Annotated in this window: 16 protein-coding genes and 1 tRNA gene; 3 read left to right on the plus strand and 14 right to left on the minus strand. The window is 67.9% G+C overall.

Annotated elements, in window-relative coordinates; translation table 11 throughout:
• Position 1: 1 nt before the first annotated feature.
• Together GOPIP_RS05255 and GOPIP_RS05260 are read left to right on the plus strand one after the other, a co-directional pair.
• Positions 2-1852, plus strand: coding sequence for a sulfite reductase subunit alpha (locus GOPIP_RS05255; RefSeq protein ID WP_006368535.1), 1851 nt, complete (start codon positions 2-4; stop codon positions 1850-1852).
• 15 nt (positions 1853-1867) lie between these two features.
• Positions 1868-2905, plus strand: a complete 1038-nt coding sequence (locus tag GOPIP_RS05260; protein WP_006368536.1) for a ChuX/HutX family heme-like substrate-binding protein — start codon at positions 1868-1870, stop codon at positions 2903-2905.
• Positions 2906-3032: 127 nt separating this feature from the next.
• Here the strand turns inward: GOPIP_RS05260 and rho are convergent, their stop codons facing one another.
• The 7 genes from rho to GOPIP_RS05295 all read right to left on the minus strand — a co-directional run bounded on the left by rho (position 3033) and on the right by GOPIP_RS05295 (position 12936).
• Positions 3033-5021, minus strand: a complete 1989-nt coding sequence (gene rho / locus GOPIP_RS05265; protein ID WP_006368537.1) for a transcription termination factor Rho — start codon at positions 5019-5021, stop codon at positions 3033-3035.
• Positions 5022-5534: 513 nt separating this feature from the next.
• Positions 5535-6503 carry a homoserine kinase gene (thrB, locus tag GOPIP_RS05270; RefSeq protein WP_006368538.1) on the minus strand — a complete coding sequence of 323 codons (969 nt, stop codon included), beginning with the start codon at positions 6501-6503 and terminating at the stop codon, positions 5535-5537.
• Positions 6484-7578, minus strand: coding sequence for a threonine synthase (gene thrC, locus GOPIP_RS05275; RefSeq protein WP_006368539.1), 1095 nt, complete (start codon positions 7576-7578; stop codon positions 6484-6486). Before thrC ends, thrB begins: the two co-directional genes overlap by 20 nt.
• Positions 7571-8905, minus strand: coding sequence for a homoserine dehydrogenase (locus GOPIP_RS05280; RefSeq protein ID WP_006368540.1), 1335 nt, complete (start codon positions 8903-8905; stop codon positions 7571-7573). The genes thrC and GOPIP_RS05280 overlap by 8 nt, the downstream gene beginning before the upstream one ends.
• Positions 8906-10324, minus strand: a complete 1419-nt coding sequence (lysA, locus tag GOPIP_RS05285) for a diaminopimelate decarboxylase (protein WP_006368541.1) — start codon at positions 10322-10324, stop codon at positions 8906-8908.
• Positions 10321-11973: an arginine--tRNA ligase gene (gene argS / locus GOPIP_RS05290; protein ID WP_006368542.1), complete on the minus strand. Its 1653-nt coding sequence runs from the start codon at positions 11971-11973 to the stop codon at positions 10321-10323. The genes lysA and argS overlap by 4 nt, the downstream gene beginning before the upstream one ends.
• 84 nt (positions 11974-12057) lie before the next feature.
• A complete protein-coding gene (locus tag GOPIP_RS05295) occupies positions 12058-12936 on the minus strand; it encodes a class II glutamine amidotransferase (protein ID WP_006368543.1) in 879 nt (292 codons plus the stop codon).
• A gap of 90 nt (positions 12937-13026) precedes the next feature.
• Here GOPIP_RS05295 and GOPIP_RS05300 point away from each other — a divergent pair, with 90 nt between their 5' ends.
• Positions 13027-13404 carry a cupin domain-containing protein gene (locus GOPIP_RS05300; RefSeq protein ID WP_006368544.1) on the plus strand — a complete coding sequence of 126 codons (378 nt, stop codon included), beginning with the start codon at positions 13027-13029 and terminating at the stop codon, positions 13402-13404.
• A 34-nt stretch (positions 13405-13438) separates the two neighbouring features.
• Here GOPIP_RS05300 and GOPIP_RS05305 read toward each other — a convergent pair whose 3' ends face one another.
• From GOPIP_RS05305 to GOPIP_RS05335, 7 genes are all read right to left on the minus strand, one after another.
• A complete protein-coding gene (locus GOPIP_RS05305; protein ID WP_006368545.1) occupies positions 13439-13876 on the minus strand; it encodes a VOC family protein in 438 nt (145 codons plus the stop codon).
• 37 nt (positions 13877-13913) lie between these two features.
• Complete coding sequence (locus GOPIP_RS05310; RefSeq protein WP_006368546.1) at positions 13914-14729, minus strand: crotonase/enoyl-CoA hydratase family protein; 816 nt, start codon at positions 14727-14729, stop codon at positions 13914-13916.
• Between the two features lie 234 nt (positions 14730-14963).
• Positions 14964-15036: transfer RNA gene (locus GOPIP_RS05315), tRNA-Arg, on the minus strand.
• 55 nt (positions 15037-15091) lie between these two features.
• Entirely contained in the window at positions 15092-18058 is a 2967-nt protein-coding gene (locus tag GOPIP_RS05320) for an AAA family ATPase (protein ID WP_006368547.1), read from the minus strand.
• Positions 18059-18068: 10 nt separating this feature from the next.
• Positions 18069-19310 carry an exonuclease SbcCD subunit D gene (locus GOPIP_RS05325; protein ID WP_006368548.1) on the minus strand — a complete coding sequence of 414 codons (1242 nt, stop codon included), beginning with the start codon at positions 19308-19310 and terminating at the stop codon, positions 18069-18071.
• Positions 19311-19409: 99 nt separating this feature from the next.
• Complete coding sequence (locus GOPIP_RS05330) at positions 19410-20921, minus strand: MFS transporter (protein WP_006368549.1); 1512 nt, start codon at positions 20919-20921, stop codon at positions 19410-19412.
• A complete protein-coding gene (locus tag GOPIP_RS05335; RefSeq protein ID WP_014359615.1) occupies positions 20918-21586 on the minus strand; it encodes a PadR family transcriptional regulator in 669 nt (222 codons plus the stop codon). Before GOPIP_RS05335 ends, GOPIP_RS05330 begins: the two co-directional genes overlap by 4 nt.
• Positions 21587-21606: the final 20 nt, after the last annotated feature.

Raw genomic sequence — 21606 nt, forward strand, 5'->3', positions numbered from 1 at the left:
GATGCAATTGCCCTACATTCCCTCCGACGTCCCGTTCACCGGCGATCAGAAGGCTTGGCTGGCGGGATTTCTCGCGGGATTGAACACCAAGATCGCGATGGCCGGATCGGCCACCGCGCAGCCCATCGGCGCGGTCCAGGCGGCCGCGCCGACCGGGATCGCCCTGCAGGTCGTGTTCGGCTCCCAGACCGGGACCGCCGAATACCTCGCCGAGCAACTCGTCGAACAGGCCGGCGCGCAGGGATTCGTCCCCCAGTTCTGCGGTCTCGACGCCCTCGAACTCGGCGACCTGACTGCGGTGCGACGACTGGTGGTGATCACCTCCACCTACGGCGAGGGCGACATGCCCGACAACGGTGAACTGTTCTGGCAAGCACTCGCCGCACCCGACGCACCCCGCCTGGACGGGTTGTTCTACGGCGTTCTGGCGCTGGGTGATTCGATCTACGACGGGTTCTGTCAGGCCGGGAAGAACATCGACGCCCGACTGGCCGAACTCGGCGCCACCCGGGTGATCGACCGGGTCGACTGCGACGTCGACTACGAGGAACCCGCCCGCGAGTGGATCTCGGGCGCGATCACCGCGCTGGCCACCGTCGACACCGACACCTCCGATTCCACCGCCCCCGACTCCTCGGCATATGACTCCTCGGCACCGGCCACCCAGCCTTCGGTCCCCGCTGCGGCCGAAACCGTTGCCCCCGTCCCGGCAACCAGGCCCCGTACGCCGGCGAAGTGGGGGCGCAAGAATCCGTATCCGGCGACCATCGTCGCCAACACGGTGTTGTCCGGCCCGGGATCGGACAAGGAAGTTCGTCATCTGGTGATCTCGTTGGGCGACAGCGGAATCACCTACGAGCCGGGCGACGGTATCAGCATCGCCCCGGTCAACGACGCTGCTCTGGTGGAACGCGTGATCAGCCGTCTCGGAGCGACCGGCGACGAGCCGATCACCGATCGCAAGTCCACCCGCACGTTGCGTGATGCCCTGACACGTCAGTACGAGATCGCGACGCCGTCGAAGTATCTCGTCGACTACATCGCCTCGCGCAGTCAGGATCCGGAGTTGCTGCACCTGGTGTCCACCGGCGACAAGGAGGCACTCGACGCGTGGCTGTGGGGCAAGGACGTGCTCGACCTCCTCGAAGTCGACCCGTCCCTGACGATCACCCCCGAGGAGTTGCTCGCCGAACTGCGTCCGTTGGCGCACCGGGTGTACTCCATCTCGTCGAGTCCCCGTGCACACCAGGGCACCGTGCACATCACCATGGCCACCGTCCGCTACCGCTCCGGCGAACGCGAACGTGGTGGGGTGTGTTCGACGTTCCTCGCCGATCGCCGCCACGACGGCGACACCGTCGACGTCTTCATCACCCCCAACAAGTCGTTCCGGCTGCCGGCCGACGACGCCGCGACGATCATGATCGGGCCGGGTACCGGAATCGCACCGTTCCGTGCGTTCCTGCACGAGCGGCAGGCCCGCGGCTGTTCGGGACGGAACTGGCTGTTCTTCGGCGACCGGCATCACGCCACCGACTATCTCTACGCCGATGAGATCGACCAATTCCGCGCCGACGGTGTGCTCACCCGTGTGGATCTCGCGTTCTCCCGTGATCAGGATCGCAAGGTCTATGTACAGGACCGGATGCGTGAGCAGGGGGCGGAACTCTTCGCGTGGCTGGAATCCGGTGCGCACCTGTATGTGTGCGGCGACGCCACCCGGATGGCGCGCGACGTGGAGACCACACTCACCGAGATCATCGCCGAGCACGGTTCCCGCTCTGCCGATCAGGCCGGTGACTACCTCGATCAACTGAAGAAGGACAAGCGCTACCTGCGCGACGTCTACTAGGAAAGGAAGGGCGTCATGCCCACCAACCCCGAGTCCACTCCCGGCCATGAAGACGCCCCCGACGGCTCCGGCACGTCCCTGTCGCGGGGCTGTCGGCGCGACCAGGGATGTGGTTGTGCGCCAGGGAGTTCGGGTACCAGCGATCTCGCGACGCTGATGGCCTCCCCGGGTTTCACCGGCACTGTACTCGGCGTCGAGCCCGCCGTCGTCGGAGCGCATCTTCCACATCTCGACCAGGTGGTCGGCGTCACCGTGGCGGGGCCGGTGGTGTGCAATGACGTCGGCGCCCACGAGCCGCCGGTGCATCCGGGTGGACCGATCCGGTGCGATGCCTCGCGTATCACGTTGCGGCTCAACCCCGCTCGTCTGGGGTCGGCGCTGATCACCGAACCCGCCGCGCATGTCCCGCCGACCCTGCGGTTCTTCGACGTCGACGGGAACACCGCTCATGCCACGTATCTCACCGAGCTCAGTGACCGGCTGGCCTTCGAGTCGATCGGACTCGGGCGCGCCGATCCGAGCTTCGCCGACGCCGCCGGCCTCGACTCATACGGTCCCGACGCCCCTGCGAGCTGGTCGACGCCGACACCTGTCCGCGCCGACGACGACCAGATCACCCAATTCGATTCCATCCTTGCCGACGGCGGTGTCGCGCGACGCACCGAACTCCCGGGTCTTTCCGATGCCGGTTTCCGCAGGGTCGACGACCGGCAGGTGATCGCCGCGCTCGAACACGCTGCACTCCTGGGCATGGCGATGACGACGGCCACCTGTGCACCCGGGTGTATCCAGATGCGCCACGACCAGCTCGACGGCGCCCGCGAGCACCGCGGCCAGATGGTCGTGGCCTCCGGGCGCGCGCGGGCGATGATCAATTTCGGTCTGGTCGCCGAGTCCTGGATCACCTGGTCGGACGGAGTGTGGGGACGCACCGGCTCGATCGAGCTGTACGACCGGCACGGCGCCTGCAGCCTCGTGCTCACCCAGACCGGCCCGGTTCCCGCACCGGTCTTCGCTGCCTGGGATCATCTACTGACCGACCTGGTCGCCTGAGCCGCCCGCGCCCGCAACAGGCAGGCCACCGGACGAATCGAGCCGCCCTCGACCATCGCTGGATGGTCGAGGGCGGCTTGAGGTGGTCAAGGCCCAGCGGGCCAAATGCCCTGTGGCGAGACCTGTCTCAGTCGTCCTTCATCGCGCCTGGCGCATTGGTCTGCACCTGCATCAGGAACTCGACGTTGGTCTTGGTCTTCTTGAGCTGGCTGATCAACAGGTCGATCGCCTGCTGCGAATCGAGGCCGCTCAGCACACGACGGAGTTTGTAGACGATCCCGAATTCCTCGGGCGACATCAACAGCTCGTCCTTACGTGTGCTCGACTGATTGACGTCGACGGCCGGGAACACCCGGCGGTCGGCGATCTTGCGGTCGAGTTTGAGTTCGGCGTTACCGGTGCCCTTGAATTCCTCGAAGATCACCGTGTCGCCGGTGGAGCCCGTCTCGACCAGCGCGGAGGCGATGATCGTCAGCGACCCGCCGTTCTCGATATTGCGCGCGGCGCCGAGGAAACGCTTCGGCGGATACAGCGCGGTCGAGTCGACACCACCGGAGAGGATGCGACCCGACGCCGGCGAGGCGTTGTTGTAGGCGCGACCGAGACGGGTGATGGAGTCGAGCAACACCACGACATCCTTGCCACCCTCGACCAGACGCTTGGCGCGCTCGATGGCCAGCTCGGCGACGGAGGTGTGATCTGACGGCGGACGGTCGAACGTCGAGGCGATGACCTCACCCTTGACCGAGCGCTGCATATCGGTCACCTCTTCGGGGCGCTCGTCGACGAGCACCACCATGAGATGGCATTCCGGGTTGTTGGTGGTGATTGCGTTCGCGATGTCCTGGATGATCGTGGTCTTACCGGCCTTCGGCGGCGACACGATCAATGCTCGCTGCCCCTTGCCGATCGGCATGATCAGATCGATCACGCGGGTCGACAGGCGATCAGGGGTCGTCTCCAGGCGCAGGCGCTGATTCGGATAGAGCGGTGTCAGCTTGCCGAACTCCGGGCGCTTTCTGGCGGCCTCGACCTCGGCACCGTTGACGGTGTCGAGTCGCACCAGCGGATTGAACTTCTGCCGCTGATTGGGCTGCTCACCCTCGCGGGGCACCTTCACCGCACCGGTGATGGCGTCACCGCGGCGTAAGCCGTTCTTGCGCACGAGATTCATCGAGACGTATACGTCGTTGGGGCCGGCGAGGTACCCCGAGGTGCGGACGAACGCGTAGTTGTCGAGCACATCGAGAATGCCCGCGACGGGAGCGATGACGTCGTCCTCGGAGATCTGCGGCTCGCCCGAGGTGTTCTCGCGGTCGCGCCCACGACGCCGCTCGCGGAACCGACGTCCGCGGCGTCGGCCGCCCTGGTCGTCGTCGTCGTCGCGGTTGTTGTCGCGGTTGCCGTTCTGGCCCTGCCCGCCCTGGTTGTTACCGCCCTGGTTGTTACCGCCCTGGTTGTTACCGCCGTTCCGGTTGCCCTCGCGATTCTGGCCCGACTCGCGGTTCTGGCCACCCTCACGGTTCTGGTTGTTGCGGTTGCGATTGCGGTTGCGCTGGTTGCCCGACGCGTCGTCGCCCTCGGCGTCGGCGCGATTGTCGCGCCGCTCGGTGCGGGCCTCGCCGCCACCGCTCGTCGACTCGCCGGAAGTGTCGGTGGACTCGCGCTCGGAGCGCTTCTTCGGTGCCGCGTCGGTCTTCTCGGCGCCGGCTGCGGCGTCGGAGTCCGCGGCAGACGTCCGGGAGGTGCCGTTCTCGCGTGCGCTGGTCTCGCCTGCGCCGGTCTCGGCGGCGCCGTTCTTGCTCGCGCGTCCACGCGCCGGACGGCCGGTGGGCTCGTCGGCGGTGATCGTCATCTGTTCGGGGGAACCGGCCTTGGCCTGCTCGCCGGTTTTCGGCGATCCGCCGGACTGGCGCTCCTTGATCGCAGCGATGAGGTCACCCTTGCGCATGCCTGAGGTGCCCTTGATGCCCAGTTCCCCGGCGAGCGCACGGAGTTCGCTCAGCACCATGCCGGACAGTCCGGTTCGGGCGCTGCGGGCGCGGGTCTTCGGCGCCGCCGCTTCGGTGGTCGTGTCTGCGGAAGCGGGTGCGGTGATCAGGTCCGTATCGGTCACGGATGTCCTTTCATTCCCTTGCAAACCGTGTGCCGCAAGGGGCTTCATTCCGCCGTCGCCCTCGGTTGTCAGATGCCGAGGTTCGTCGGGCATGCCCGCCCTCGGTGGACGGGTGAGAGATCGTGGTCTCCGGCTGCGAGTGTCACTCCTGTACTCGGGTGCGCCAGTTGGGTGCCGGCTCGAGGAGGTGATTGTCGGGTCGGTATCGGTGAACCGTTCGTTCCGCTGTGGAGGCGGCTCCTCCACGGAGTGGACCACCAAGCTGATTACCCGAGAACATGGCTGAACGAGCCTTCGCGGCTAGACGAGGATATGATAACGCGTCGTCCCAGATGGGGCAACACGCCGTGTCCCCGCCGTATTCCGTGTCCCTGCGGTACTCCGTGTCCCTGAGGTACTCCGTGCCGCATTCGGCGTGTGCATTCCCCGCTCGTCCTCCCCGACGTCATCACATCCCGACCCCCACCGGCTCGACCTCGGCGAATGGGTCGTTGCCCGTGCCGGCCTCGGGCGTCAGCCTATCTCGACTCCGCCCGCGATTTCGACGGTCTGCGGAACGAATCCGTACTCGATTCCGAGGTCACGGGCGTCGGATGGGAGCGGTGCACCGCCGAGGACCAGTACGCTCGGTCCCGCGCCGGAGACCGTGGCCGCATGTCCCCGCTTGCGCAGCGCGGCGACGAGCTCTGCGGTCGGTCCCATCGCGGCTGCCCGGTATGGCTGGTGCAGACGATCCTCGGTGGCCGCGAGCAGGCAACTAGGGTCGCTGGTCAGCGCAACCACCGCCAGGGCCGCACGGCTCAGGTTGTGCACGGCGTCGGCGCGTGGCACCTCGTCGGGCAGCAGTCCGCGCGTGAAGGCGGTCGACGACTCGGTGGACGGCACGAACACGGTGGCGCTGATGTCGGGGTGCACCCGAAGACCACGAGCCTGGTAGCGGTCGCGGTCGTCGGTGCGTTCGGTCCAGGTCACCACGGCCGAGCCGAGTACCGATGCGGCGGCGTTGTCCGGGTGACCTTCGAACTCGCTGGAGAGTTGCACGAGTTCGTCGGTGGTCAGCGGTGCGGCGACCCCCGACGCCGCCAGTAGTCCCGACGCGGCGGCCAGGCCGGAGACCGAGGCGGCCGCCGACGATCCCAGACCGCGCGAGTGCGGGATGACGTTGACGCAGCGCAGGTGCATGCCGGACACCGAGAAGCCGGCGTGCGCCAGACCGCTCAGGATGGCGCGCACGACGAGATGGTTCGCGTCGAGAGGAACCTGCTCGGCCGCCTCACCGATCACCTCGACCGTGAGCCCGGTGTCGGTGGTCGTGACCGTCACCTCGTCGTGGATGCCGAGCGCGATACCGAGGCAGTCGAATCCCGGCCCCAGGTTCGCACTCGACGCCGGAACCCGAACCCGAGTTGAAATACCTTCGGGCAGTTGCCGATACACCGTGTCCGGGGTGACCATGAGCGATTCAGGCGACGCCGAGGGCATGGGCCACCGCCACCGGGTCGACGTCGATCGCTTCCACCTCGGGCATCCCCGACAACGCGGTGTCGGGATCCTTGAGTCCGTTGCCGGTCACGGTGCACACGACGGTTTCCCCGGCACGCACCCAGCCCTCCTCACGCGCGGCGAGCAGGCCCGCGACACTGGCCGCCGACGCGGGTTCGACGAAGACACCCTCGCGGCCCGCGACGAGACGGTAGGCCTCGAGCAACTTCTCGTCGGTGGCGGCGCGGAACTGCCCGCCGGATTCGTCCTTGGCGGCCACGGCCTGATGCCAGCTGGCCGGGTTACCGATCCGGATCGCGGTGGCGATGGTCTCCGGGTCGGCCACGGGCTCCCCGCTGACCAGCGGCGCCGCGCCGGCCGCCTGGACACCGAGCATGCGCGGACGCGACGAGGCGATCCCGTCGGTGTGGTACTCCGAGTAGCCCTTCCAGTAGGCGGTGATGTTGCCGGCGTTGCCGACCGGCAACGCATGGACATCAGGAGCGCGGCCGAGGACGTCGACGATCTCGAAGGCCGCGGTCTTCTGCCCCTCGATGCGGGCCGGGTTGACCGAGTTGACGAGCTCGATCTCGGTGAATTCGGCGGTCGCCTTGCGGGCGAGCTCCAGACAGTCGTCGAAGTTGCCCTGCACCTGAATGATCTTGGCGCCGTGCATGACCGCCTGCGCGAGCTTGCCCATCGCGATCTTGCCCTGCGGGATCAGCACCGCACAGGTGATCCCGGCGCGGGTGGCGTAGGCGGCCGCCGACGCCGAGGTGTTGCCGGTGGACGCGCACAGCACCGCGGTCTTGCCGTTGTTGACCGCGTTGGAGACGGCCATGGTCATACCGCGGTCCTTGAACGACCCGGTCGGATTCAGACCCTCCACCTTGAGGTACACCTCGCAGCCGGTGAGCTCCGAGAGATACGGCGCCGCAACGAGCGGGGTCGCGCCCTCGAGCAGGGTGATCACCTTCCAGTCGTCGGCGACCGGCAACCGCGACCGGTAGGCCTCGATGAGTCCGGGCCACCCCGAATGCACGGGGGCGAGCGGGGTCGACGGGGCGTCAGTCATCGGTACCTTCCAATCGCAGAACACTCGACACCTTGAGTACTTCGTCCATGTCTTCCAGTGCCGCAACGCATTCGGACTGAGCACGGTCGGGAGCGCGGTGGGTCACGACGATCAGCCGGGCATCCTCTCCCGCGCCTTCCTGCCGTACGGCGGCCAGACTGACCGAACGCTTGGAGAACTCACTGGCGATCTGCGCGAGCACTCCGGGGCGGTCGGCGACCCGCATCGACACGTAGTAGCGGGTGGGCACGTCGCCGATCGACGCGATGGGCAGTTTGGCGTAGGTGGACTCCAACGGTCCACGACCTCCGTGCACCTTGTTGCGGGCGGCCATCACCAGGTCGCCGAGGACCGCCGAGGCGGTCGGTGCCCCGCCGGCGCCTTGTCCGTAGAACATCAATCTCCCAGCGTTCTGTGCCTCGACGACGACGGCGTTGAATGCACCGCCGACCGTCGCGAGCGGATGGCTCAACGGGATCAGCGCCGGATAGACACGAGCGGAAACACGTTGCGTGCCATCGGTATCGCGCACACGTTCGCAGATCGAGAGCAGCTTGATGGTGCAGTCGAACTTGCGGGCGGCGAGCAGATCGGCGGAGGTCACCGCGGTGATGCCCTCGCGGTACACATCCGCGGCGGTGACCCGGGTGTGGAAGGCGATGGACGCGAGGATCGCCGCCTTCGCCGCCGCGTCGTATCCCTCGACGTCGGCCGTGGGATCGGCCTCGGCGTAACCGAGCCGACCGGCCTCGGCGAGCACCACGTCGTAATCGTCACCGTCGGCATCCATCGCCGACAGGATGAAATTGGTGGTGCCGTTGACGATTCCGGCCACCCGCTCGACGGTGTCGCCGGCCAGCGACTGCGTCAGCGGACGGATCACCGGGATGGCACCGGCCACCGCCGCCTCGAAGTACAGGTCGGCGCGGGCGGTCGCGGCCGCGGTCGCGAGTTCGCCGGTGTATTCGGCCAGCAGTGCCTTGTTGGCCGTGACGACCGACTTGCCGCTCTCGAGCGCATGACGGATCAGGCTGCGGGCCGGGTCGATTCCGCCCATCAGCTCGACCACGACGTCGACGTCGTCACGGGCGACCAACGACCCCGGGTCGTCGGTGAGCAGCTCGGAGTCGATCTTGCGGGGTTTGGCGAGATCGCGCACCGCCACGCCACGCACCTCGAGTCGCGCGCCCACCCGGGCGCGCAGATCGTCGGCACTCTCCTCGAGAATGCGCACGACCTCGGTGCCGACGTTGCCCATACCGAGCACCGCGACTCCGATGGATCGTGTCTGTGTACCCGCTCCGGTGGGGTCTTGTGTCTGGCTCACCTAGGTCACCTCCAGCCTCAGGAAATCGTCGATCGTCTCTCGCCGCAGGATCACCCGGGCCGTCCCGTCGGCAACACCGACGACGGCCGGGCGGGTGACCATGTTGTACCGCGAGGACATCGAATAACAGTAAGCCCCGGTCGCAGCCACCGCGATCAGGTCACCGGGCGCCAGATCCTCCGGCAGCCAGCAGTCCTTGATGACGATATCGCCGCTCTCACAATGCTTTCCGACGACGCGACTGACCACCGCGGGGGCGTCGGACACCCGCGAGACCAACCGCACGTCGTACTCGGCCTGATAGAGCACCGTGCGGATGTTGTCGCTCATGCCGCCGTCGACCGACACGTACCGTCGAATCGCTCCCCCACCGAGTTCGACGTCCTTGATGGTGCCGACGCGGTAGAGGGTGATGGTGCCGGGGCCGGCGATCGCGCGGCCGGGCTCGACCGCGAGCGTCGGCATCGGCAGCCCGACCGCCGCCGATTCGCGCTTGACGATCTCGGCCAGAGTTTGTGCCACCGCGACGACCGGCAACGGCCGATCCTCCGGAACATAGGAGATACCCAGTCCCCCACCGAGATCCACGATCGACATCTGCGAGGTCTTGTCCACGCCGAACTCGGCGACCACGTCGTGCAGCAGGCCGAGGACACGGTGTGCGGCGAGCTCGAAGCCGTCCATGTCGAAGATCTGCGACCCGATGTGACTGTGGAGGCCGACCAGCCGCAGGTTGTCGGTCGCGAAGACACGGCGGACCGCTTCCATGGCGACCCCGCCGGTCAACGCGAAACCGAACTTCTGGTCCTCGTGCGCGGTCGCGATGAATTCGTGGGTGTGGGCCTCGACGCCGACGGTGACCCGGATCAGCACGTCGGCGACGAGTCCCCGTTCGCCGGCGAGTGCGTCGAGTCGCTCGATCTCGGTCATCGAGTCGCAGACGATGTGCCCGACTCCCGCATCGAGTGCCGCGGCGAGCTCGGCAACACTTTTGTTGTTGCCGTGGAAGGCGATTCGCTCGGGCGGGAACCCGGCGTGCAACGCGATCGCCAGCTCACCACCGGAGCACACGTCGATCGACAAGCCCTCCTGATCGACCCACTTCGCGATCTCGGTGCACAGGAAGGCTTTTGACGCGTAGTGCACGCGACCGTAGGGCCCGAAGGCGTCGATCATGTCCGCGCAGCGCGACCGGAAATCGGACTCGTCGATGACGAACAACGGCGTGTCGAAGGTCTCGGCGAGTTCGCTCACCCCGACCCCGGCGATCTGCAGTTCACCCGAGGAGTCGCGAACGGCGTTGCGCGGCCACACCTGGGCCGGGATCTCGGCGAGCACCGCGGGATCGTTGGGTTTCTGCGCCAGATGCGGGGCAGCCACGAGGTCGGCGTGCCGAGGCCCGGCGGGGTGGGCGTTCACATCCGCTCCGGTGCGCCGACGCCGACCAGGGCCAATCCGTTGGCCAGGACCTGACGGCTCGCCGCACACAGGGCCAGCCGGGCGCGGTGGATGTCGCCGGCCTCTTCGTCGCCCTGCGGCAACACGCGGCAGTGCGCGTAGAAGCGGTGATAGGTCCCGGCGAGGCTCTCGAGGTAGCGGCAGATACGGTGCGGCTCACGCAGAGTCGCGGCGGTCGCGACCACCTCGTCGAAATCACCGAGGGTCTTGATGAGGTCGCCCTCTTCGGCGGTGTCGAGCAGGTCGAGGTGCTCGGTGCTCGCCGAGAGCCCGAGGTCGTCGGCGTTGCGTCCGAGTGCGGCGAGGCGGGCATGCGCGTACTGCACGTAGTACACCGGGTTGTCGTTGGACTGCTTGGCGAGCAGATCGAGGTCGATGTCGATGTTGACGTCGATCGACGAGCGGATCAGCGCGTACCGAGCGGCGTCCACACCGACCGCGTCGACGAGGTCGTCGAGGGTGATGACCGTGCCGGCACGCTTGCTCATCCGCACCGGCTTGCCGTCGCGCACGAGGTTCACCATCTGCCCGATCAGCACCTCGACGGTCTCCGGGTCGTCACCGAGGGAGGCCGCGGCCGCCTTGAGCCGCTTGATGTATCCGTGGTGGTCGGCGCCGAGCATGTAGATGCACAGGTTGAAGCCCCGGTTGCGTTTGTCGCGGTAGTAGGCGATGTCGCCGGCGATGTAGGCGGCCTCGCCGTCACTCTTGATGACGACGCGATCCTTGTCGTCGCCGTACTGTTCGGTGCGCAGCCACCAGGCGCCGTCGGACTCGTACAGGTTGCCGTTGGCCTTGAGCTCGGCGATGCACTCGTCGACGAGCCCGGTCTCGAACATCTTGTTCTCGTGGGTGAAGACGTCGAAGTCGGTGCCGAACTCGTGCAGGCTCTTCTTGATGTGGTCGAACATCAAATCGACGCCCACGGCACGGAAGGTCTCGACCCGCTGCGCCTCCGGCTGGTCGAGGACATCGGGAACATGCTCGGTGACCTGACGCGCGATGTCGACGATGTACTCGCCCGCGTACCCGTCCTCGGGCGTCGGCTCGCCGAGTGCCGCGGCCTCCAGCGACCGCGCGAATCGGTCGATCTGGGCGCCGTGGTCGTTGAAGTAGTACTCGCGCGTCACCGCCGCTCCTCGTGCGGCGAGCACACGTCCGAGTGCATCGCCGACCGCGGCCCACCGGGTGCCACCGAGATGGATCGGCCCGGTCGGGTTGGCCGAGACGAATTCGAGGTTGATCACCTTGTCGGCGAATTCGTCGCCGCGACCGTACTGCGTGCCCCGGTCGAGGACCGTCGCGACGACGGTGTTCTGCGCGGCCGCCGCCAACCAGATGTTGACGAATCCGGGGCCCGCGACCTCGGCCTTGGCGATCCCAGCGGCGGCAGCGAAGGCGTCGGCCAGCCATCCGGCGAGCTCACGCGGATTCACCCCGAGCTTCTTGCCCAGTTGTAGTGCGACGTTGGTGGCGTAATCACCGTGGTCGGCATGGCGCGGTCGCTCGATGACCACGGCGTCGGGGACCAATGACGTATCGAGGTCATGGTCTGCCACGACGGTGCGGGTGACAGAGCTCAGCAGCGCGGCGAGATCGGCGGGAGTCACAACACACCATCCTATGGTCCCGCCGCAGGCCGGGAACAATCGGCTCGACCGGGCCCGCGCTGCCCGGCCGCTCCGCGGGACACGTCAGGCGGCCGGCGTCGGGTCGAACTCCTCGACGACGGGTTCGGTCCCGGCCCGCAGGGTGACGAACGACCATTCCGGCACCGCCGTCCAATGCGTGTCCCGGTACTCCAGTTCGAGCGGCTCGGACACCAGAATCCGGCCGTCGGCGGGCAGCTCGATATGCGCTCCCGGATCGGCCGCCGACAACCGCATGTGTCCCGTCGAGTGATACAGCGTGCGCGAGGACCGGTCGCTCGAGTACCTCAGCGCGTAGAGCGCGTCGCCGTCGGCGGCGCAGAAGGTACCGACAAAGGGTTCGACGACGCCGTGGTCGGCGCGCGCCCGCTCGATACGGGCCACCATCCGCGCGAACGCGCCCTTCGGGTCGCTCGCCAGTCCGTAGGTCAGGGCGAGGAAGAAGCACACCTCGGTGTCGGCGTTGCCCTCCACGAACGGGTACAGCTCGGGATCGATGTCGAAGGTCAGGTCCCGCTTGAGATCCGAGAACCGCGGAATCTCCCCGTTGTGCTGAAACAGCCAGCGCCCGTGCACGAACGGATGGCAGTTCACACGTTCGGTGGTGCCGCCGAGCGCCGCGCGCACATGCGCGAGGAACATCGGTGACCGGATCTGCTCGGCGAGTCGCTGCAGGTTGTGGTCGCTCCAGGCGGGCCGGGTGTCGCGGTATTGGCCGGGAAAATCGCGATCGCCGTACCACCCGAATCCGAAGCCGTCGCCGTTGGTCGGCCAGTCGTGATGCCGAATCATCGTCGTCATCGGCGAGCCCGGGAGATAGAGCTGACGCGCCTCGAAGCTCTGGTCGACCAGCGAGTGCGACGGCCTGGTCAGCAGGTCCTCGAGATGAATCGGGGAACCGGTGTAGGCCAGCCAGCGACACATGGACCGACCGTAGCAATCACCCGCACCGCGCAATGCCCAACCGCAGCGGCTCGGCACCGGCAGACCTCGGCGAATCGATAGGGTGACCCCATGATCCGAGCCATCCGCCTGCACAACGACGAGAACGGACGTTCGCACGTCCGGCACGGACACATCGATCTGGTGGAGAACGCGGTGCGCTCGGCCGCGGCGGCCACGACGACCTCGGCGTTCCAGGAAACCGAGAGCGGCGGGTCACTCGATTGGCACACCGCGCCGCGACGGCAGTACGTGATCACCCTCGCGGGTGTTCTGGACTTCGTGACCCGCGACGGGGAGCAGTTCCGGCTCGAGCCGGGGATGGTGCTGGTGGCCGAGGACACCGTCGGCACCGGACATCGGTGGCATCTCGTGGGCCACGACCCGTGGCGCCGCCTCTACGTGGGGCTCGCCGAGGGCGCCGACAGCGGGTTTGTCCCCGACGCCTGAGGTTCTGGCGAGCGCGCTCTCGTCGAGCGAGTTCTCAGCCGATGTTCTGGGCGAGTCCCACCAGGATGTTCTCGGGCCCGCGGATGTAACAGAGGCGATAGACGTTCTCGTACTGCACCACTTCGGGGCCGACGAGACGCGCGCCTTTGGCGACGGCTCGGGCGAGGGTGTCGTCGAGGTCGTCGACCTCGAACATGACTCGCAGATATCCGAGCGCGTTCACCGGCGCGTTGCGATGGTCGTCGATCACCTCGGGTGCGAGGAACCGTGAGAGTTCGAGCCGACCGTGTCCGTCGGGCGTGCGCATCATCGCGACCTCGACGCGCTGATCGGCCAGCCCGGTCACCCGACCGGCCCACTCCCCCTCGGCCATCGCGCGACCCTCGAGCTCGAGCCCGAGTTCGACGAAGAAGTCGATCACCGCCGAGAGATCCTCGACGACGATGCCGACGTTGTTCATCCGGATCGTCATTCGTGACCGCCTTCTAGGGGAATTGTGTTGCGCCCGTTCATTGTTGATCCTCCGGATCGGCGAACACGGGAGTGCGGCGGCTCATCCCCGCCGCGACCGCCTCCAACTGATTCGGCGAACCCATCAGACCGACCTGCAGTTCGCTCTCCAGCAGCAGCGCCGACGCCGGGTCGGAGCTCGTCCAAGTGTCGTCGTAGAGACGCTTGGCGGCCTGAACCGCATGCGGGGATTTGCCGGCGATCTCGTGAGCCAGCGCCAATGCCTCGGCGAGCGGGTCGTCGGCGACACGGGTGACGAGGCCGAGCGCATCGGCTTCGGTTCCGCTCAGGATGCGTCCGGTGAACGTCAACTCCTTGGCGACGTCGATGCCGACGAGCCGCGGCAGGGTCTGGGTGATACCCATGTCGGGCACCAGACCCCACTTGACCTCCATGATCGACAGTCGGGCATCCGGTGCCGCATACCGAATGTCGGCACCGAGCGCGATCTGCATGCCGCCGCCGAAGCAGTTGCCGTGCACAGCGGCGATCACCGGCGCGGCGATGCGCGACCAGTCGTAGGACACGCGCTGGGCCAGATTGGCGGCGCGGCCGTCCTCGCGTGCCATGAGATCCATCGGACCGCTGCCCTCGCTGTCGCCCAGGCTCGTGATGTCGAGGCCCGAACAGAAACTCTTGCCGTCGCCGTGGAGTACGACGGCGCGCACGGTGCGATCGGCGGCCAGCTTCTCGGTGACGTCCACGAGCGCCTCGAACATCGCAGCATCGAGAGCGTTGTGCTTCTCGGCGCGATCCAGCGTCACCGTGGCGACGCCGTCAGCGTCGACGTCGAGGCGGATTCTGTGCTCGCTCATACTGATACCGATCTCCCGGGGGTCGGACGTCACGACTGCACGCTGTTGTCCAGGGTGCGCTGCCGACGTTACAGGTGGGTGCGGTGGCACGGTAGACGTTGCGCGTGCAGGATGTCGCGCCGTCTCGCACGAACAGAGGGGGTGTAGCGGCTGGGGAAGTCACGGTGCGCCTCCGTGGATCTCTTTCAAACACAGCAGGCGCACACCGGCCGGAGGCCGGAAGGGATGTCACGGTGCCCCCGGCAGGATTCGAACCTGCGGCCTTCTGCTCCGGAGGCAGACGCTCTATCCCCTGAGCTACGGGGGCTCAACGGGCGGCACTCAGAGTAGCGCACTCCGGTCCGGCAACCCAATCCGGCAGGTCACGACACGCCCACCACGCCGTCCATGCGCACCGAGGACCCGTTGGTCCCCCGCACCACGTGCAGTTGCGCCGGAATCCTCGCGCGCATCTCGTCGACGTGGCTGACGACGCCGACCACCCGTCCGCCCGAACGCAACTCGTCGAGGACGCCCATGACGAGGTCGAGCGCCTCGGGGTCCAGGGAACCGAAGCCCTCGTCGATGAAGATGGTGTCGAGGACGCGGCCACCGGATTCCGCGGACACGACATCGGCCAGTCCGAGGGCCAGGGCCAGCGAGGCGAAGAAGGTCTCTCCACCGGACAGCGTGGTGGCCGCACGAACGGCGCCGGTGTACTCGTCGTGCACCTCGATGCCCAGACCACCGCGGCGACCGCGCGGACCGGCCGCATCGGAGTGGACGAATTCGTAACGGCCCGAGGACATCTGATGCAGCCGAACCGACGCCGCCACCAAGACCTCCTCGAGACGCGAGGCCAGCACATAGGAGTGCAGCGACATCTTGCGCGCGTTCTGGCCGCGCCCGGCGACCAGATCGGCCAGACCCTGCACGCGAGCGTGCCGCTCCCGGGCCGGTGCCAGCACGTCGAGCGCCGACCAGAACTCGGCGACGAGCTCCTCGAGTCGCGTCACCGTTCGGGCGGCCAGGGCGTGCTCACGCGCCGCCGCCTCCTGCCGCCGTTGGGCCTGCGCCAGCGCCTCCGACAAAACGCCGGTGTCGACCGGCTCGGTCGACAGCGCCGCAGCGACATCGGCGTCTGCCATCGTTTCCTGGGCGCCGGCGCGCAGCTCCGCCGCCCGAGAGATCATCGTCTCCCAGGCATCGAGCTGCGCGGGCGTCGCCGCCGCGTCGCGCAGCGCCCCCACATCACTGAATCCGGCTTCGGACAACCGCAATTCGAGTCGACCGGCGAGGTCGTCACGGTGTCGGACCGCGCGGTGCAGGTCGGCTCGCGCATCGCGCAGGGCCCGAGCCCGACGACACAGCTCGGCCAGCTCGGCACGTCGCTCATCGACACCGATCCGCCCGCCGGTGGCCTGTGCGACCTCGTCATCGAGATCGTCGATCTCGCGACGCAGCGTCGAGCGGCGTTCCGCGCGCGCGGACGTCGACGCCGCGAGACGGCCGAGTTCGGTGCGCCAGGTCTCGATCTCGGCATCGATGGCGTTGACGGCGCGTTCGAGGGTCGGGATCGACGCCACCCGGGTCCGGGCGTCGGCGAGCTCACGGTCGAGTGCCTGTCGACGCGATCGCACCACATCCGCGGACTCCTCACCGATCTCCTCCTCGAGGTGCACACGGCGCGCCTCGAGCGTGGCCAGCGCCGTCTCGGCTCGCCTCCGGCGCTCGGCCGCACGATCTTCGGCGGCCGCCGCCGCGGCCTCCGCGGTCTTCGCGACGTCGGTCTGCTCGCCGGCGTCGGCGGGCGCCGGGTGCTCGGTTGATCCGCACACCATGCACGGCTCTCCCGGGGTGAGCGTCGAGGCGAGCTCGGCGGCCATGCCGGCGATCCGACGCTCCCGCAGATCGAGGTGGTGTTCGCGCGCGGCGGTGTGTGATTCACGTGCGGCGAGCACCTCCGTCCGAGCCTGCGTGAGCTCGGCGTCCAGCGCTTGCCGCGCGACGAACGCTGCGACCAGCTCCTCGCATCGTTCGCGGTCGGCGGCGAGCCGTTGCACGTCGGATCTCGCCTCGGATGCGGCCCCCAACGCGGTCACCGCAACCTGACGGCGGTCCGGCGCGGCCTCCAGCATGCCGGTCAGCTCGGCGGTACGGGCTTGTGCGGCAGCCACTTCGGCGTCGAGCCGACGAAGGTCGGTCAGCAGCGTGGGACGCTGTTCGACGCGTCGCGCGAGCGGCTCCCACCGCGCCGACTCCCCGGTCCACCGTTCGATCGCCGCATCGAGATCAGCGTCGGAGCCCGCGAGCGCGGCTCCCTCGGGTAGGTCGGCGAATCCCGCTGCGGCAGAGTCGTATGCGCGGCTCGCGGCGGCCGCAGCCGACGCTGCGGCGTCGTGGTCGTCGGCGAGCGGAATGATCGGTGCCGCGGCGCGAGCTGCCCGCGCCGCGACGCGTGCCTGCTCGAGATCGGCAGCTCCGGCATCGAGCTGAGTCAATCGCGCCTGCGCCTCGAGGCCTCGACGCCGTAACTCCGCCAGCCGATTTCCGTTCGCGAGTGTTGTCTGCGCACCGTCGAGCTCGGCCTGCGCCGCGGCGAGTCGCCGGTGGGCGGACTCGACGGCCTCCCGGGCGTTGGCCAGACACCCTTGCGCCCAGTCGATCTCCGCCTCCGCCGGTGGTTCGCAGTCGAGCACTGCTGCCATCTGACCGGCGATGCGTTCGACCGCCGCCGCCTTCTCACCGAGAGCTGCTTCGGCCTGCCGGGCACGGTCCTTGAGCCACTCCTCGACCCCACCGAACCGCTCGGTGTCGAACAGCCGCTCCAGCAACGCTTCTCGATCCTCGGAGCTCGCGCGCAGGAATCGCGCGAAGTCGCCCTGCGGGAGGAGCACGACCTGGAAGAACTGATCGGCACTCATCCCGAGCAGTCGCGTGATCGACTCACCGATCTCCGGTAGCCGGGTCAGTGCCGGGCCCGAGTCGTCGAGCCAGGTCATCGTGGCCTTTGCCTGGACCTTGGTGGTGCCGGTTCCGCGCTTCTTGGGTCGATGGTATTCCGGTGCGCGCACGATGCGCATCCGTCGGCCACCGATGGTGGCCTCGAGCTCCACTTCCGGAACCTGCTGTGCATCAGCATGATCGGAGTGCAGTCGGCGTCCCTCCTGCCGCGAGCCGGGCACCCTGCCGAACAGCGCGAAGGCCACGGCGTCGAGCACCGAGGTCTTTCCGGCTCCGGTCTGCCCGTGCAGCAGGAACAGGCCGTCGGCACCGAGGGCGTCGAAATCGATCTCGGTGTCCGCGGCGAACGGCCCGAACGCCGTCATCCGTAAACGATGCAGTCTCATCGGCGGCGCCTCACGCCGACTTCGGTTCGGTGTCGAGGGCGAACAGCGCCCACTGCCCTTGATCGGCCTCGATGGCCTCGATGTCAGCAGCACCGACCTCGGCAGCACCGGCCTCGACCACTTCCGGTTCGCCGACGACCTCACGCAGCGCACGCTCGATCAGGTCCCGCTCGGCCGCGGACGGCTCGTCACGGACGTCACCGACGAAGGCAGCGATGATCTCTGCGTCGGTGCGTCCGCGTATGCGCGACCGGTAATCGAGACGACCGAGGGCCTCCGGTCGCTCCCAGTGCACGTGCACCGCGTAGGGGAATCGCTCGCGCAGTCGGCGCATCGCGTCGAGCGGCCGGATGGTGTCGGTGAGCGTCGCCTCGATGTAGTGCTCATGCGCGTCGGCGTACTTCTCGTCACCGAGGAGCTCATCGAGAGTGCCTCGCAGGGAGGACAACCCACGCAGGGCGGGCAGCTCGTGCAGGCGAACGTCGGTCACGCCGTCGGCATCGAGATCGACGAGCCACACGCCCTTGCGATGACTGTTCTCACCAAAGGAGTACGGCATCGGCGAGCCGCTGTAGCGCACCGCCGGGGTGATCTCCTGCGGTGAGTGCAGGTGACCGAGCGCAACGTAATCGATCCCTGAGAACGTATCGGCGGCAACCGTTTCCACCCCACCGACGCTGATGGACCGCTCCGATCCGGTACTGACGGCCCCGCTGACGAACGCGTGGGCGGCGACGACGGTACGCGCGCCGCGTGCGGTGGCGTCGGCGCGCACCCGGTCCATTGCCGCGCCCAGGACGCCCTGATGACCGCACGGGGCATCGATGTCGAAAGCCTTTCGGACGGCGTCGGGTTCGAGGTAGGGAATCCCGTAGAACGCCACCGGGCCGAACTCGTCGTCGAGCAGGACCGGTGTGTCGATGGCAGCCACACTCGTGCGCAGGTGCAGTCCGCCCGCGGCCGCGAATGCCGATGCGGCACCGAGTCGGGTCGGTGAATCGTGGTTGCCGGAGGTGACGACGATCTGCGCCCCGGCGGCGGCGATGTCACCCAGGCCGGCGTCGTAGACGGACACCGCATCCGCCGAGGGAACCGAACGGTCGTACACATCGCCCGCCACCACGACGACGTCGACCGACTCGGCGGCGACGATCGCAGCAATGTCGGCGAGCATCCGACGTTGATCGGAGAGGAGCTCGACACCGTGGAACGTCCGGCCGAGGTGCCAGTCCGAGGTGTGCAGAATCCGCATGTCCAACACCGTACGATCGGCCACCGACAGATCGGGGGAGGCGCCGCGGGGACATCCCGCAGCACCTCCCCCGACCTGGGACGGACTCGGCGAACCGGGCTACGCCGCGCCGGCTCCCTCGACCTCGCCCTTGGAGACCGCGGCCGCCGCGGTGAACGGCGACGCCTGGTGCTTGGGCCGCGTCAGGAACAACGTGGCGAGAACACCGATCAGCAGCACCCCGGCCGGCAGGTACAGCGACTGGCCCATGGCGGTGGCGAACGGCTCACGCACGAACGCGGGCAGCTGACTGACCGCACTGCTCTGCTCGGTGGTGTTCACCCCGGGCAGTTCGGCGGCCAGTCGGGTCTGCATGATGGCGCCGACGGCCGCCGAGCCGATCACCGAACCGATCATCCGGGTGGTGTTGTAGACCCCCGCTCCCGCGCCGGCCTGTTGCCATGGCAGGTTGCGTGTCGCCGTCGCCGCCAGCGGCGCCCAGATGCCCGCCGAGGCGATGCCCATCAGACACATCGGAATGATCAACTGCCACACCGGTGTCGACGGGCGGGCGATCACGCCGACCCAGCCGACGGCGATCGCCTGCAGCAGCAACGCGGTGGCGATGATCGCGCTGGGATGGACCTTGTCGAGGACCCGACCGACGATCGGCGCGAGGATGCCGGTGAGCACCGCCATCGGCACCATCATCACCGCCGAGCGGGTCGGCGACATCCCGCCGACGAGCTGCAGGAAGAACATCACGGGGATCATCAGGCCGGAGATCGCGAAACCCATCGACGCGATACCGATGTTGGAGAGGGTGAAGTTGCGGTCCTTGAACAGCGAGAGCGGCACGAGTGGTTCGGTGCGGATGCGCGACTGCCAGTAGATGAAGACGGCCATCACCGCGATGCCGCCGATGATCAGCACCCAGATCCAGGCCGCCCAGTCGTACTTCTCGCCATCCTGGATGCCGAAGACGAGCGCCGACAGACCGACCGCCGACAGCACCACGCCGATCCAGTCGAAGGAATGGTCGTGGGTGTCGACCGAGGGCACCAGGGTGGCGGCGAGGATCAGCCCGACGATGCCGACCGGCAGGTTCACGAAGAAGATCCACTCCCAACCGAATTGGTCGGTGAGGATCCCACCGAGCAGCGGGCCGACCAGGGTGGCGACACCGGCGACGGTGCCCCACACGCCCATGGCCGCGCCGCGCTTCTCGGGCGGGAAGATCCGGGTGATGAGCGCCATGGTCTGCGGGGTGATCAGCGCGGCACCTATGCCCTGGAGGGCGCGTGCGGCGATCAGTTCACCGATCGAACCGGCGAAACCGCACCACACACTCGCGGCGGTGAAGACGACCAGCCCGACCTGGTAGACGAGTTTGGGGCCGTATTTGTCACCGAGCCGTCCGGTGATCAGCAGCGGTACGGCGTAGGTGAGCAGGTAGGCGCTGGTGACCCACACGATGCCGTTGACGTCGGTGCGCAGGGCGACCTGGATCTCGGGTTGGGCGACGGCGACGATCGTCATGTCGACGAGGATCATGAAGAACCCGACGCACAGCGCCATCAGGGACAGCCAGGGGCGGTTGGTCACCGCCGCCGGGGAGGTGGACGTACTCATTGCGGGGTCACTTTCTGTGGAGACTCTGGGGAGGAGAACATGTGCTGCATGGCGGCATAGGGCGAATCCGGGTCGTCGAGCCATTCGATCTCTCCGGACTCCAGACGGCCGAGAAGACCGGCGAGCCACTCGATCTGGGTCCGCAGGGTGACGATCCGACAGCCGGCGTCGAGGAAGAACATCTCCGGGATGCCCTTGCCCGACGCCCACTCGGCGGCGTCGACGAACTGCGCGAGATCGGCGCGCATCGCCTCGATGCGGGCCGAGAGCAACTCGATCACCCGCGGCCGGGGAAGGGCATGGGCTTCCGACAGCGCGAGGTAGAGCTCGGGATACTCGGGTGAGTGCTGGGCGAGGATGCGCTCGAGATTGACCACGAGCGCCTCCTGTCCGGCCTCGGTGATCGCATAGACGGTGCGTTCGGGCCGGTTGCCCTCGCGTCGGACGTCGTGGACCTCGATCAGTCCGTTCCCGAGAAGCCGGTCGACCGTGTGGTAGAGCGTGCCCGGCCGAAACTTCACCAGCCGATCCTCACGTCGCTCGAGCGTGATCTGCACCATCTCGTACGGGTGCAACGGTTGTTCGGCGAGCAGCCCGAGCACCAGCACCGCCAACGGAGCCAACACATGCTCACCCCCACCGCGACCGGCACCCACGACGCCCACCTTTCGACCCACACCAAATA

The sequence above is a fragment of the Gordonia polyisoprenivorans NBRC 16320 = JCM 10675 genome (assembly GCF_000241325.1).
Lineage (GTDB): Bacteria > Actinomycetota > Actinomycetes > Mycobacteriales > Mycobacteriaceae > Gordonia > Gordonia polyisoprenivorans.